9 protein-coding genes and 1 pseudogene are annotated in these 14,950 nt (G+C 67.8%); 5 read left to right on the forward strand and 5 right to left on the reverse strand.

The genetic code is table 11. The features are described from left to right. Positions 1 to 407: 407 nt before the first annotated feature. The 4 genes and pseudogenes from ACWC2B_RS36475 (at position 408) to ACWC2B_RS36490 (ending at position 2,403) form a co-directional block, all read left to right on the forward strand. Positions 408 to 1,263, forward strand: a pseudogene (locus tag ACWC2B_RS36475) (IS5 family transposase). After that, the gene (locus ACWC2B_RS36480; protein ID WP_450724402.1) at positions 1,260 to 1,658 is read left to right on the forward strand and encodes a hypothetical protein; all 399 of its coding nucleotides are present in this window, start codon (positions 1,260 to 1,262) and stop codon (positions 1,656 to 1,658) included. Before ACWC2B_RS36475 ends, ACWC2B_RS36480 begins: the two are co-directional and overlap by 4 nt. A 38-nt stretch (positions 1,659 to 1,696) precedes the next feature. Continuing rightward, positions 1,697 to 2,125, forward strand: a complete 429-nt coding sequence (locus ACWC2B_RS36485; protein ID WP_450724404.1) for a hypothetical protein — start codon at positions 1,697 to 1,699, stop codon at positions 2,123 to 2,125. An 80-nt stretch (positions 2,126 to 2,205) separates the two neighbouring features. Continuing rightward, the gene (locus tag ACWC2B_RS36490; protein WP_450724406.1) at positions 2,206 to 2,403 is read left to right on the forward strand and encodes a hypothetical protein; all 198 of its coding nucleotides are present in this window, start codon (positions 2,206 to 2,208) and stop codon (positions 2,401 to 2,403) included. A 224-nt stretch (positions 2,404 to 2,627) separates the two neighbouring features. Here the strand turns inward: ACWC2B_RS36490 and ACWC2B_RS36495 are convergent, their stop codons facing one another. The 5 genes from ACWC2B_RS36495 to ACWC2B_RS36515 form a co-directional block, all read right to left on the reverse strand. Next, positions 2,628 to 3,386, reverse strand: coding sequence for a thioredoxin domain-containing protein (locus tag ACWC2B_RS36495; protein ID WP_450724408.1), 759 nt, complete (start codon positions 3,384 to 3,386; stop codon positions 2,628 to 2,630). A 17-nt stretch (positions 3,387 to 3,403) separates the two neighbouring features. Continuing rightward, complete coding sequence (locus tag ACWC2B_RS36500) at positions 3,404 to 3,820, reverse strand: hypothetical protein (protein ID WP_450724410.1); 417 nt, start codon at positions 3,818 to 3,820, stop codon at positions 3,404 to 3,406. Between the two features lie 512 nt (positions 3,821 to 4,332). Then, positions 4,333 to 4,590: a DNA-binding protein gene (locus tag ACWC2B_RS36505; protein WP_450724412.1), complete on the reverse strand. Its 258-nt coding sequence runs from the start codon at positions 4,588 to 4,590 to the stop codon at positions 4,333 to 4,335. Continuing rightward, a complete protein-coding gene (locus tag ACWC2B_RS36510; RefSeq protein WP_450724414.1) occupies positions 4,587 to 8,609 on the reverse strand; it encodes an RHS repeat domain-containing protein in 4,023 nt (1,340 codons plus the stop codon). Before ACWC2B_RS36510 ends, ACWC2B_RS36505 begins: the two co-directional genes overlap by 4 nt. Positions 8,610 to 8,672: 63 nt before the next feature. Next, complete coding sequence (locus ACWC2B_RS36515) at positions 8,673 to 11,234, reverse strand: hypothetical protein (RefSeq protein ID WP_450724416.1); 2,562 nt, start codon at positions 11,232 to 11,234, stop codon at positions 8,673 to 8,675. A gap of 298 nt (positions 11,235 to 11,532) precedes the next feature. On the opposite strand from ACWC2B_RS36515, the gene ACWC2B_RS36520 reads away from it, so the two are divergent. Next, entirely contained in the window at positions 11,533 to 14,484 is a 2,952-nt protein-coding gene (locus ACWC2B_RS36520; RefSeq protein ID WP_450724418.1) for a DNRLRE domain-containing protein, read from the forward strand. Positions 14,485 to 14,950: the final 466 nt, after the last annotated feature.

The raw sequence follows: 14,950 nt of genomic DNA on the forward strand, positions 1-14,950 counted from the left end.
ACGCGGCATGGGGGTCCCCCCTGGCCCTTAAGGCCTTGGGGGAGTGCGTGCCAGGCGCCACGGGCCCGGGCGGGGTTTAGACACAGGCTCTGAGTACGGGCAACAGCTACTGCCGAAGCCACGCTCGCGATGGGGGAATGGGAGTGGCGTGGGCACTGGCCGTACCGACCGTCAGCGCGCCGGCAACGAGGGTGAACACACCAAGGACGGGGGCGAATTGGCGTATTGAAGGCATGTGGGGGTCTCCGTCGGATCCAGGCCCGGCTGGGTATGCCGGGCAGCTGACGGCATGACACCAGCCCTGAGTGGGCGTTAAGTCCGATCTTCCTTGGTTCGTGATCGCTCGATCGTGGTACCGATCGCCACGTCCACCAATTTCTGGGCATGTCCATGCCGAGATGCGGGGCATGGAGCGAGAGCCGTACCTCAGCGACTTGTCGGACGAGCAGTGGGCGTTGATCGAGCCGATGATCACGGCTTGGAAACAGGGCCGGGTGGCGCGGTCGGCGACCGGAGATCCTGGGACCTGTGACCTGAGGGAGGTGGTGAACGCGATCTTCTATCAGAACCGGACGGGGTGTCAGTGGCGGTACCTGCCGCACGATCTGCCGGTCTGGTCCGCGGTGTTCTACTACTTCGGCCTGTGGCGCGAGGACGGGCTTGACCAGCGGATCCAGGAACTCCTGCGCTGCCAGGTGCGGGAGAAGGCCCGCCGATTAGAGGACCCGTCCCTCGTGATCCTTGACACCCAGTCCGTGCGCGCGGCCGCCGGTGTCCCAAGGACCACGACGGGGCTGGATGCGAACAAGAAGGTGTCCGGGCGGAAGCAGGGGCTGGCCGTCGACGTGCTGGGGCTGATCATCGGTGTCGTCGTCCTGGCCGCCTCCGCCCACGACAACGCCGCCGGCACCGCCCTGCTCGACCAGGCAGCTGAGCGGTGCGGGATGCGCCTGGAGAAGGCCCTGGTGGACCAGGGCTTCAAGGACGAAGTCATCATCCACGGCGCCCTGTTGGACATCACCGTCGAGGTCGTCCGCCGCAGCCCCGACGACCAGGGCAAGGGCTTTGTCCCGCAGCCCAAGCGGTGGGCGGTGGAGCAGACCAACGGCGCGCCGCTGCTAGCACCGGCGTCTGGCCCGTGAGTACGACCACCGGCCCGACACCTCCGTCTCACGCGTCTACTGGGCCTCCACGGCGAACATGACCCGCCGCCTCACCACACCCACCCCGGCCTGGCGCGACACCCTCGGGCTGGCCGCGTGAACGTCGCTGAACTCCTCGCCGGCCTCCAGGCCCAGCACGACGAGGTCACCGACCGATCCGCAGAACTACGCGGTCAGATCGAGCACTTGACCGCCGCCCTGGCCGAGACCGAGGCCCGACTCGCGGACCTGGACACCGCCCGGAAGGTCATCGCGGAGGCCGCGCCGGCAGGAACCGAACCCGGCCCGCCCGAGACGAGTACCGCCTACCAGGCCATCGTGAACGCCTTCAACCAGCACCCCGGCCAGGTGTTCAGAGCCCGTGAGCTGCCCGAACTCCTCGGCATGCCCACCGACGAAGCGACCGTCAACATCACCCGCAGCCGCCTCGGACGCCTCACCCGCCAAGGCTTCCTCACCCAACCCGGACGAGGCCGCTACCAGAAACAGACTTAACGTCCACTGAGACCGTCCCCATCGAGACCGAAGCCGACATGTGGCAGGGCGACCTCGCCCAACTCGGCGTCAAGAGACTCTTCGTCAAAGCCATCGACGTCCAACTCCAGCGCGGCAACATCGACATGGTCATCCCCTGCCTCTCAAGGACGTACCCGACGACATCCCCTCCCCGAAGGCCTCGTCTTCGCCGCGATGCTCCCCCGCGACGACGTCCGCGACGCCCTCGTCGTGTAGGGAACTGCTCTAGCTCAGCAATCGGGCCCGTATCTCAGCGGCACGTCAGCAAAGCGGCGCCATCAGCCGGGAATCTGCGTGGTTGGCATCCTTCTTTGGTCTGCCGAACTCGCGGCTCGGAATCAGGAGCGAACCACCTCGTCCCAGGCGCCGACGGTAGCCGTCCCACAGCGCCTCGGCCGGCAGGGGGCCCTCCGCGCTCACGTCTGCGAACCGGATCTCGCACGTAACCACGTCACCCTGACTGCTGAACCAGGCATGGTAGGGGACTTCATGTGTCTGCTGAACTGCGCTGAAGCCGCAGGTCGTCATGCCGACCAGGAATGAGTTCAACCCACTGCGCGGTGTTCAGCACCGCGCCCGGCTGCTGCGCGACCTGTACGAGCGCCATGACCGGCTTCGGGACGCGGCACCCGCCGACACGCCATCCCCCCGGCTGACCGTCGTCCGTGTCCTTCCCCGCGGGCGCGGACTCCCAGGCCGCTTCACCTACGCACGGCGCGTGTGAAACTGCGAAAGTCGCACACCCGGCGCAGGCTCGACGACGACCACAGAGACTGGCACGCCGCCGCACAGCGGAACCTCTTCAACCGGGGGCTCAGGCCGGCTCTACTACTGGGTTCAGCACCACGCACTGTTCGACGAGGAGATCGGGTTCCCCACGCGTCCGTAAGGTTGACGGCCCTGGCTCACCTGAGCCAGGGCCGTTGACTGGACACACCCCCAAAACCGTTAGTCCTGGGTCAGATCTCGAACCTTGCCGGTGAACTGCTCCGGGGTGAGCAGCTCACCATTGGCCGCACGAAGGGAGAGCCGCGTGCCGTTGAGTTCGATCGCGGGGAGATCGGGGCGGCCCGCGCTTGAGGGCAGAGTTGCAGCGGTGGTGACCTTGTTGACCCAGGGTAGGTAGGTACGCTCGCGAACTGCCTTGTCGAAGGCCGGGCTTCGAAGCCCTTCCACCTTCTGTGCGAGCTTGAGCAGTCCGTCGTCCGAGATGCTTCGCGTGTCTTCGGCCAGCAGCAGGCTGAGGTAGCGCGTGAACTTTCCGGCGTCGGCGTTGGCCGCGGCGCCCAGCGCGTTGGTCGCGTGGCGGGACTCTTTGCCGATGCCGCCATCCGGTGCTGGGGCAACCTGGTATTCGATTCCGTAGGCGCCTTGGTCGGCTAGGGCACGCATGGTCGGCCCCAGCGCTTCCTCCGTCTTCCGACAGGACGGACAGTCCAGTGCCGTGCGGACGGTGAGCGTCTGCCGGGCATCCGGCATGCCGTACGCCACCGAAGTCCGGTCCTGACCGACGGTGTTGGCGGGCACGATCAGGGGCTTTCCGGCGGCCTCGTCCTCGGGGGCCCGGGTGGTGAAGTACGCGGTCGCCAGGGCAGCCGCGGTCACCACCCCTGCCGTGATCACACCGCTCCTGCGCAGCCGGACCCGCCTCGCCGCCGCATCCCGTTCCGCGCGCATCCGCTCCCGGGCGGTGCGCCCGTCCTCCATGTCGTTCCCCGTCATGGCTACCCGGACTTCCCGGCGGGCGAGACCGCCACACAACTGGCTGTGCCGAACTCGCCCTTGGCGGTGGCCCGCTTGGCTTCCATGCCGTTGATGGTGATGACACAGTCCGCCTGGCCGCCCTTCTCCCCCAGGATCAGGCTGACGTTGGGCGCGGTGGCTATGCCCTTCATGGTGAGCTTCTTCTTCCACGGCAGTTTCGGATCGTCGACCGATTCCGAGGAGATCTCCCCCTTGCCGCCCTCTTCGTACATCAAGGTCTTCACGCCGTCGCCGGTCACTTCGTAGACGACCTCGAATTCCTTCGCGTCCAGCTTCTCGAATTCGTCCTTGGCGGCGTTGCCAGAACATCCGGTCAGCAACGTAATCGCCAGTGCTCCGGCGGCTACGAACGAACCGGACTTCAATGTGCAGCGCATAGCTGTGGTGCTTCTTTCTTTTGAGAGAAGTATGTGGGCTGCCGGGGGCGGCGCCACTCCATCTGAAGGGGATAGATCGCACCCTGAGGCAGCGGCAGGCGCCCCCACCACGCCTGTGGAATGTGTGAGGACCGTCCAGCCCCTGGCCCGCGCACAGGAACTGCGGCGGGCTGGGAAGCCGGGGCGGAGCTTGTATCAGCGGAAATCAGCGCGCGGCATCAGCAGCCTGCCTCGATCGCCGTCGGCCGAGAGCCATTCCTCGGACGCGTAATGCTCAACGAGCCCGAGCAGAGCGGCTTTCGCTTCAGAGATGAGCGCATGTGCCGCAGCGTCGCTTCGTCGGCATCGGGCCGTCTCGCTACAGCGAGCTTGGACGCCGGCAATCACTGCCTGCCACAGGCCGTATGGGCCAGGGGGAGCTGATGAACCGGTGCGGCGGGGAGGGCCGCCGCACCGGTCGGAGATGACGATGCATCAACCCGTGCTGTCAGCTGAGGGACAGCACCCTCTGGCTACTCTCCGGGCGAGAGCTGTTTCAGCCAGGCCAAGAAGTCGTCCGCTCCGTGCAAGTACTCATCCGGAGCGTCCTTGAGGTCGGCTCCGGATAGTTGGATCAGGGCGTCCCAGACCTTGGGATCGGTCACTTCGCCCTCATGGTCGGTGATCCATTCCATGGCCCAGTCCGCGACGTCCTCCCGTTCCATGCTGCCGTTGATGAGGCCGCGGAGCAGGTCCTGGATCAGCGGGACCGAAGGGTCTGATGCGATCACCAGGTCCTCACAAATTTTCCGAGTTTGTCGAACACGTAGTGAACTTTCTTGCCGCCGGTGAATTTGATGTCAGGTCGCACCTGGCGGATCCTTCCACTCTGGTCGAGTGTTTCATGCCAGGTTCGCTTGCTGCCGGTCCTCGGGTTCCATTCGCGCACGACACGTCGTCCGATCATTTCTCCCGGCTTATTGGCAGGAGTCACCTCTCCGTAGTAACGGATCCTACCGTCGGAAAGGTCGCGAACCCCGTCCTTACCGTACCTTTGCCATTGCCCCAGGTGCTCATTGAGCTGGTGCCCTTGGGTCGAGGAGTAGCCCGGATTGTGCGGCGCCTGCGATGTATTCGATTGGTTCGGCCGCGCGGCCTCAACGACCTTGTCCTTGGCCTGCTCCTTGGCTTCCTGCTTGATCTCCTGTCGTATGTGCTGCTTGATCTGCTTGGAGCCCTGCGGCCTCGCCTGCTTCGGCTTCGGGGTCTGCTTCGGCCGGGCCTGGGGCTTCGGCTTGGGCTTCGGCTTCTGCTTGGGTGCGGCGCGGTACTTGGCCGAGCGCTTGGGCGCCGACTTGGCGGCCGTGCGCGGCTTGGCCTTCTTCGCCACTCGGGCGGCCAGCTTGCGGGCGGCGTCCGCCCTCGCCTTGGCGGCGGCCTGCTGTGCGGCCCGCTTGCGGGCCGCAGCCGCGGCGGCACGCTTGGCGGCCTCGGCCAGTGCCCTGCGCTTGGCAGCGGCTGCCGCCGCGCGCTTGGCCGCCTCCTTAGCTGCGGCGATCGCGGCGCGCTTGGCGGCCTCGCGGGCCGCGGCGCGGATGGCGGCCTGGACCGCGATGCGGGCTGCGATACCGATCAGGATGGGGAAGAAGTTCCCGTCCGGGTCGGACTCGGCGACCGGCGCGTTGTTGGCGTAGGCGTACGGGTTCATCTGCTGCGGGATCCCGAAGTCGATGACCGGGTCCACGGAGATGAAGCGTCCCGTGGCCGGGTCGTACTCGCGGGAGCCGAGCTGGGTGAGCCCGGTGTTCTCGTCCTCTCGGCCGCCGACGAAGCCGCGGTTGCCGGCCCAACTGCTGGGCTTGGCTCCACGGTTCGTACCGAAGGGCGTGAGCTGGCGCCGTTCGACGGGCAGGCCCTCCTGGTCGAGGCCGACCTGCGTGGTGCCGCTGCCGTGATGGTCGGTCAGCTGGAGGTTGAGCTTGCCCTTGCCGTTGGTCCCGTCGCCGTCCTGGGCGGTGCGTACGGTGACGGCGCCGTCCGGGTGCTCGTAGTAGCGGGCGGCGGACTGCTTGCCGTCCTTGTCCACGGTCAGCTCGGTGTCACCGAGGTAGAGCGTGGTGCTGCCGTCGGCGGCGCGATGGATGAGGCGTTCGCCGTCGGCGTCGTAGAGGTTCTCTGTGGTCTTGTCGCCTTCCGTGATCTTGGCGAGGTTGCCCTCGGTGTCGTAGGACAGCTTCTGGATGTTGCCGCCGACCTGACGAAGCGTCATGTTTCCTGCGGCGTCATAGGCGTAGGTGTGCGCCGTGGTGCCGTCCGGCCCCTTCGACTCCGCCTTGGTCAGCGTCCGGGGCTGGTCCTTGCCCTTGCCCGGGTAGCTGTAGGTGCGGGTGACGTCCTTGGCGGTGTCACCGCTCGTGTCGTGCTCGACGAGCTTGGTGCGGTTGCCCACCGCGTCGTAGCTGTAGCTGTGCCAGTAGGCCTGCGGGCCGCCGACGTTCGCCGTGGACGGGGCTTTGGCGCAGGCGTCGGTCGAGGTCCACGCTCCGGTCATGCGGCGCAGCGCGTCGTAGGCGAAGCACTGGGTGTCGCTCTGCCCCTTGTCCGGCATCGAGGCACCCGGAATGCGGGCGATCTTCGTGACGTTGCCGGCCGCATCGTAGGCGTAATTGGTGTCGTCGATGCGGCTGTTGGCGCTGTCCCTGCTGTCGCGGTCGTGGACCGTGCGGCTCAGGCGGCGGGTGTGCTCGTCGTAGAACGACGTGGAGTACACCTTCTTGCCCTGGACTCCCGCCTCGCTGCGCAGCAGCTCGCCGGAGGCGGAGTACTGCAGCCCGGAGGCGTAGACCGAGAGCCCGGCCATCAGGGTGGGCAGGTCGTCGCTGTTGTAGCGGGTGGCCAGTTTCTCCTTGGCGAGCGGACCGGTGGCCGAGAGCTGCGTCCACGACGGCAGACCGGTGCCCTGGGTGTAGCCGTACTCGCTGGCGTAGGTGCCCGCGAGCCTGCCCTCGGATTCGGGGATGACGATCTGCGAACCGGTGGGCTGGTAGGCCTGGTTGTAACCGGTGACCTCGTTTCGGTACTCCTTGCCGCCCGCGTATTTGATGGAGGCGGCAGGCAGGCCCTTGAGGAGGCTGTCGTACTTCCACTCGGCGAGTTTGGAACCGTCGGTCCCGCCCTCGTGGAGCGAGACGGGGCGGTCAAGGGCGTCGTAGACGGTGGAGATCTTCTTGCCGCGGGCGTCGGTGACGGTGACCGGGCGGTCGTCCTTGTCGTACGTCGTGGTGGTGGTGCCGGCGTCCGGGTCGGTGGCCTTGATCTGACGGCCCCGGGCGTCGTACTCGAACGTCCAGTGGTTGGCGTCGGGGTCGGTGACCTTGGTCAGCTGGCCCTTGCGGTTGTACTCGTAGGAGGTGTCATTCCACTGGGTGCGCTCGGGGTTGGTGTACTCGCGCAGCTTGGTGGTGCGGCCCTCGCTGTCGGTGAAGGTGGTCTTGACAGTGTCGCCCTGGGGCGGGAAGACCGTCGACTCGTTGATCCCCTTGTACTCGGCGGTGGTGGTCTGCTGGTCGTCGCCGTAGCGGCGGGTGGTCTCCTTGGTCGGGCGTCCGTGGCCGTCGTAGGTGATGACGGTCTGGTGCGGCACCTTGTTGTCGGCGACGATCAGGAGTTTGTCGCTGACGTCGCCGTCGGCGAAGTAGGAGTCGTTGCTCTTGGCGACGCGGCCCTGGGTGTCGTAGAGGGTGTCGGTGATCAGCCGGCCCCCGCCGTGGCCCGGGTCCTGGGACTGGCGCTGGCGCAGCAGGCCGTCGTAGATCTCCACGGCGGTGGCGTACTCGCCGTTGTCCTTGAGCGTGCGGGTGCTCACCGTCGACGGGGCCGTCTTGGTGATCCGGTACTCGTACTCGGCGCTCGGGGACTGGCCCTTGGCCTTGTCCCGGTTGATGTCCCAGACCTTCAGCAGCCGACCGAGCCCGTCGTACTCCATGTCACGACGGCGGTTGTTGGCGTCAACCACGGCCATGGTCATGCCGAGCGTCGGATCGGAGTGGGTGGTCTCGGTGTGGCCGAGCGGGTTGGTGACGACCGTCTTGGTCGGGATCGCACCCTTGGCCGGGGTGTAGGCCGTGGTGGTCTTGTTGCCGTCCACGTCCCAGCTGGCCGTGGGGCGGCCGTACAGGTCGTATTCGGTGCGTTCGGCGACCTGGTGGCCCTGGCCGTCGCCGGTCATCTCTTCGACCGAAGTGATGTCGCCCTTGGTGGGTGCGGCGCCCAGCTTTCCGCCGTCGTAGTACGTGCGGGTCTCGGAGACCGTGGCGCCGCCGCCCGTGCCGCAGGCGCCGGTGACGGTCTTCTCCTGGGACTCGTGCTCCAGGATCCACTTGTCGGTGTTGCGGGCGTACGAGATCGTCGTGCAGGCGTCGTCGTCCGGGTCGTCTACGTCGCCGAAGTCGTGCGTCTGCGCCGGCTGGCCGTACTCGTCGTAGCTGGTGGTCTCCTTGCTGCGCTTCCAGCTGCCGTCGGCCTGAAGCTCGCGTTCCTCGGTGGTCTCGGGGTGGCCCATGCGGGCCTCCAGCGGCGTCGTGCCCTTGCGGGCCCGGACCGCGGTGACGTTGGAGACCGGGGTGTTCTTGGTCGCGGACTCCAGCTTGCCGCCCTCGTCGAGGAAGGTCAGCTTCTCCCTCAACTGCCCGGTGAACTGCGGCAGATCGGCGGTCTTGCCGCCCTCGGAGTCGGTGATCTGGACGCTGCGCTTCTTGCCGTCGGGCAGGTGGTCGCCGTCCATGCCGCGGAAGTACAGCTCCTCGGTCATGGTGCGCTTGCCCTCGTCACCACCGCGCCCGGTGTACGTGCGGACCTTGCCGTAGCCGCGGTACTAGCTCCAGGTGCGGTGCTTGGCCTCAGTCAGCTCACTGTCGTCGTACGCCCAGGCCGGGGAGCCCAGGTACTCGTACGCGGTCACCTTCGGCAGGGCGTCGGTGACGTTGTCCTCTTCGCGGATCTCGGTGACGACGTACTTGTGGAACCAGTCCAGGATGGGCTTGTCGGCCCATTCCGGCGTCCAGTACATCGGGTAGCAGCGCATGCCGTTGTCCTGCGGGGACGCGGGCAGTTTCTGCTTGCCGGGCATGGCCGAGCACTCGCGCTCGGAGTACGTGACGCCGACCGTCGAGCCGTGTTCGGTGTTGACCGCGCTGATGCGGTGGCGTGAGAAGGGTTCGAGTCCCTCGAAGCCGTCGACGCGGTTGTCCATCATCTGGCCGGTGAAGGCCACCGGGGGCATGGCGGTGTCCTTGCCTCCGCCGTGCCCGGTGTGGTCGATGGCGGCCAGCCACAGTGCGGGGCTGGTGCCGTCGGTCTGCGGGAAGGACTGTTTGAGTGTCCAGGTGTCGGCCTTGGCGTAGGAGTTGCCGACCAGGGCCTCGGTGGTGATCTGGGTGAGGCGCTTGGTGGTCCAGAAGCTCGGCGAGAGCTTGTTGGTGCACTTGGCGCCCGCGTCGCACTTGAGGTCGAACGGGACGTCCGGCCAGTGCTTGGCGTTCTCCTTCGTCAGCTTGCCGGGCGCGCAGTCGAAGTCCTTGGAGGGGATGCAGCGTTCGGCGGTGGTGAAGGTGACGCGGGCCGGGGCCTGCTCGGAGAAGAGGGATTCGGCGCGCTGGCCGTAGTCGATCCGGGTCAGGTAGCCGTCGCGGTCGTAGCGGACCGGCTTGTCGGCCTTGCCCAGCTGGCCGTAGTGGTTGGTGTCCTTGTTCCACCACAGGCTCATGGCGTTGCCGTGCGGGTCGACGACGTAGTCCAGGTTCCAGCGGTAGGCCTGGGTGCACGCGGACTTGTCGAAGGCCGTGTTGTAGCAGGGCTCGCCGGGGTGGTTGCCGAAGACGGGGGCGGTCAGCGTGGAGTTGGTCTCCGGCTTGCCCGCGCTCCAGCCGGGCAGCCGGTTCAGGCCGAACCAGTACTGGGTGCCGTCGGTGGTGGTGAGCACCCAGTGCTCACCGTCGTCGTCGCCGTTGGCCGCGCCCTTCTTGAGCTCGATCCGGGCACCGTCGTCGTCGGCGGTCTTCCAGGTGCCGGCCTTGTCGTCCCGTACGAGCTCGTTGGAGGAGCCGTCCAGGGAGACGGTCAGGCTGTTCCCGAACCAGCACAGGTCGCCGGTCTTGGTCTTGTTGTTGGCGCCGTTGCCCATGTCCTGCTGGCAGGACTGGTAGCGGCGTTCGATGAATCCGGGCTGGTAGTCCCAGCCTTCACCGATCCAGGAGGACTGGTTGTTGGTCGAGGACGTACGGCCGTCGATGGCCTGGGAGGAGTAGCCGAGCGTGATCTCGGGCTCGGGGCCGCCGGGGACGTCGGGCGTCTCGACCGGGTGGTTCCAGGAGAAGCCGCCCGCGTGCCCGCCCGCGGCCCAGGAGCCGGACGGGGACAGCGAGGTGGCATTGAAGCTGCCTGCGGCTCCGGAGGTGCCGGCTGCGGCGGCGAGCGTCAGCGGCTGGCCCGCGGAGAGTGCCACGCGGGCGGTCAGGCGCTGCTTGGCGAGGTCGTTCTCGCTCTTGATTTCGGTGGGCTGGGCGCAGTCGGCGCGGCCCGGCTCGGTGGCGGCGCAGGCGGGCAGCTGGACCAGCTTGAGGCGGGAGCCCCAGTCACCGCCGTAGTGCTGTGCGTAGGCGGAGTAGTCGAGTTCGACGGCTATGTCCTGCTGCGGCGGGGCGCGCTGTCCATCGGCCGTCGCCGTGGCTTGGGTGGCTCGGTCGATGCGGGCGGCGGCCGATGCGGAGCGCGGCTGCGGGGCGGCGCTCGCCTCGGCGGGAGCCTTGGCGTCGGTGTCGCCGGAGGAGCCCTCCCCGTTCGCGGGGGTGTCGCCGTCGGCCTGCTCGGCCTTCGGCTTGCCGTCGCGGTCGTCGGTGTTCTCGCCGGCGTTGGTGTCTGCCGGCTTCCCGGTCTGCGGTGCGTTCGGGTCAGTGGGGCTCTCGGCGGTGCCGGTCAGCTTGACGACCGGGCCTTTGGCGCCGAGCTGCGAGGCGGCCTTGCCGTCCAGCATGTCGACCTGGACGCCGTCCAGGGTTGCGGGAGCTGTGCCGCCGGGTGCCGAGCGCGGCATCCGCCGGCCGGCCGGGGCTTCGGCGGGCGCCGCGTAGACGGGCAAGTCGCCTGCCTGCGCAAGGCCGTTGTCGTCCTTGGCGGGTTGGCCGGCGCCGTTCTTGCCCGGTGCCGGGGCGGCTGCCCCGGGCGCGAATGCGATCTTCGCGTGGCCGCTGGGCAGCTTCGCGTCGGGAGCACGCCAGAGCTTGTCGGCGTCGTTGCGCTGCGCCTTGGAGCTCTTGGAGCGACCGGGGAAGACCTTGCCCTCGACGGGGCGGTCCTGCTGGAGCCTGGGCAGATCGGGCCGGGCCTGCTTGGCCTGGGCGGGAGGTGTCGTACCGATCAGTGGTACGAGCAGGGCCATGAAGACCACCGCGATGGTCGATCTCCATCGCTGTCGTCGTGGCCACCAATCACGCAAAGCGGACATAAGACCCCCCAAAGGTCTCTAAAGGTGAGGTAAAGGGCTTGTATTGTCTACATCAAGCGCCAACAGATCCCCAAAGCGCCCCCCTTGGCTGCTTTCGGGCGAACCAGGGACAAGACCCCTCCGGATTGAGTAAAGAAATGACCAAGTATCCTGCTGCCCGCACTTGCCGTAATTGAGAGGAAACTTCGTGATATTCAGGGGTGGTCGCTCCAGACCGCACAGAGCTCTGCGCATGCGGGCCGGAGCACTCGCGCTCATCGTCGGCACCGCCGGCGTGGGGCTCGCGCCGACCGCGTTCGCTGCGGGCGAGCAGTCCAAGGCGAAGGCCGCCGACCGCCCCGGAGGCGAGCCCGGCACGGAGGCCGAGGCGCTGGACCGGGCGCGCAGCACGGGCAAGCCGGTGGAGGTCCCCTCCCTGCGCACGGAGAAGCAGGAGGTGACGGCCAACCCGTCGGGCACCCTCACCCTGACCCAGCACGCACAGCCGGTGCGCGCCCGCAAGAACGGCAAGTTGGTGCCGGTCGACCCCACGCTGAAGCGCTCGGGCAACCGCATCGCGCCGAAGGCCACCACCTTGGACGTGACGTTCTCCGGCGGCGGCGACACCACCCTCGCGACGCTGACCGAGCAGGGCCGCAAGCTCTCGCTCCAGTGGCCGGAGAAGCTGCCCGAGCCGCGTCTCGACGAGAACGAGGCCACCTACCCCGAGGTGCTGCCCAGCGTCGACCTCAAGGTCCGCGCCACCACCGAGACGGTGGGTCAGGTCCTCGTCGTCAAGAACGCCGAGGCGGCCAAGAATCCCAAGCTCAAGCAGTTCCAGCTGGGACTCAAGGCCGAGGGGCTGCGCATCGAGGAGGACAAGGAGGCAGGCACGCTGCGCGTACTCAACCCGGCAGGCCAGGAACTCTTCGCCTCCGCCACACCGCGCATGTGGGACTCGTCCACGAGCCAGACCTCCGAGCGCGCCGGCGACGGCGCCGCCCCCGCGGCAGCCGCGCTGCGCTCAGCCCCCGAAGCCGCTGCCCCTGCCGGTGACCTCGAACCCGGCGTCCGCAGCGCCGATGTGGACATGTCGTACGCGAGCGGCAAGCTCACCCTGACCCCGGACCAGTCCATGCTCACCGGCAAGGACACGTCCTACCCGGTCTTCATCGATCCCACCTTCGGCGGCGTGCGACAGGCGTGGACCATCGCCTACAAGCCCGCGCCCAACTCCTCGTTCTGGAACGGCACCGGGTGGGGCGGTTCCGGCAAGAAGACCACCGAAGCCCGGGTCGGCTACGAGCGCGAGACCGGCGGCACCGCCCGCTCCTTCTTCCAGATGGACTCCCGGCAGCTGGCCGGCGTCGAGGTGATCAGCGCCCAGTTCACCATCGTCAACACGCACTCCTGGACCTGCGCGGCCAAGCCCGTGGAGCTCTGGGACACCGGCAGCATCAACTCCTCGACCACGTGGAACAAGCAGCCCAACTGGAGCCGGAAGATCCAGTCCCTGAACTTCTCGCACGGCAACGAGAGCGTCGGCTGCGCGGACAAGGGCGTCGACTTCAACGTCACGTCGATGGCCAAGGACGCGGCGAGCAAGAAGTGGACGAACATGACGCTCGGCCTGCGGGCCGGCAACGAGTCGGACACCAACAGCTGGAAGAAGTTCAACAGCAACCCGAAGCTGATCGTCGAGTTCAACCGGGCACCGAACGCCCCGACGGCGTACGGCTCCAACCCCGCCGTCGCCTGCAACGCCGACCCCTACCCCGCGATCGGCAACACCGACGTCCAGCTGCACGCCAAGATCACCGACCCGGACGGCGGGACCGTCAAGGCGCACTTCATCATGTGGCCGACCGGTGTCTCGGGGAACGTGGTCGACAAGACGGTGTCCGTGACCAGCGGCAGCGTCGCCAAGATCGTCATTCCCAAGTCGACCTTCAAGGACCGCACTTCGTACTCATGGCAGGTCCGCGCGGAGGACGGCCGTACGGCTTCGGCCTGGACCCCGAGCGGCACACCCTGCCACTTCACCGTCTACAAGGACCGGCCCAGCACCCCGCCCGCCGTCTCCTCCAAGGAGTTCCCCAACGGTGACGACGGCACCTGGGGCGCGCCGGCCCGTACTCCCGGCACATTCACCCTCGCCAACGGCGGCGCCAAGGACGTCGTGAAGTACGTCTACGGCCTCGACCAGAAGAACCCCACCACCTCCGTCACACCCTCGGCGCCGGGTGGCAGCGTCGACGTCAAGCTCACCCCGTCCCACGCCGGACCGCACGTCCTGTACGTCTTCAGCGAGGACCGCGCGGGCAACCGCTCCGACACCGGCGCGTACCTCTTCTACGCCGCCAGCACCGGAGTGAAGGACAAGCCCGGCGACCTCAACGGCGACGGCGACCCCGATAAGTGGGCCACCGACTTCAGCGGCAAGCTCTACATGTACTCGGGCAAGGGCAAGGGAGAATTCGGCAGCCGTCTGGTCGCGGCCGAGAGCGGCTTCCAGAGCACGCTCATCACGCGGCGCGGCGACTACACCAACGACGGATACGAGGACCTGGTGGCCCGCCATCCGGACGGCGGGCTGTGGATGTACCCGAACACCGGCTTCGGCGCCGTCGACACCGACAACCGCCAGGAGATGAGCCAGTTCGAGTCCCAGCTGGACACGGCGAAGATCGACCAGATCGTCGGGGCCGGAGACGTCTCCGGTGACGGCCACCCCGATCTGCTCGCCCGCGTGGGCGACAGCGTATGGCTCCTGACCGGCCACCCGGCGGGATTCATCGACGAGGCCTACCCCATCGCCGACAGTGGCTGGGCCAAGCGCACCCTCATCGCCCCCGGTGACATGACCGGTGACGGTCCCCTCGACCTCCTGGCGCGCGACGACGCTGACGGCAAGATCTACCTCTACCGCGGTGAGGCGGACGAGGACACCGGCGGCACCAAGCCGGCCAGTCTGGTCAGCGGGACGCCCGGCGTGTACGGAGCCAAGGGCTGGCAGAGCGCCAACCGTCCGATGATCATCGCTCCCGGCGACATGAACGGCGACGGCGTGACCGACCTGTGGGCGGTCACCGGAGACGGCCAGAACGGCGACCTCCTGTACTACCCGACCCGGCCCGGCAGCCTCGTCAACGGCGACCCGGTGAAGGTCGGCTGGGGCTACAAGTCGATCGCCTCAATCGCCTGACGAGGACGGCTACGGAGCTCTGAGGTGAGCCCAGTTCCGCTCAGGACGAGCGGGGCTGGGCTCAGCCGGGTTGGCGGATGTGTGAGAGGCCGACTACTCCCCCAGGGCGGGGCTTTGCCGGATCGCGTGTTGACCCGGTTCGCGACAGTAGGAGCTGACATGTCGTCATGTCTCTCCTATAACCAGGGATCCAGAAAGTAGCGGGGGGGACGGCCGTGGTGATCGCGTGGGTGTCGAGCCCCAGCAACGCCAAGCGAGTCCGTGCTCGCACCCGTGTCTCCCTACCATCGCGTCAGTGGTGGAGGAACAGGCCCGACCTTCCGGCCTGCGCGGACGACGCTGGCATGCGGAAGCCAGTGCGAGCGCCCTGTCCGGGGCGGGGTGCGGGCACCCGACGGAGGGACCATCCCCGCGCGGGCGGGGAGCAGACTCGCCGACCAGGGGACTTAACAGAGCGGCACCCGCG

The organism is Streptomyces sp. NPDC001415 (genome assembly GCF_053597395.1).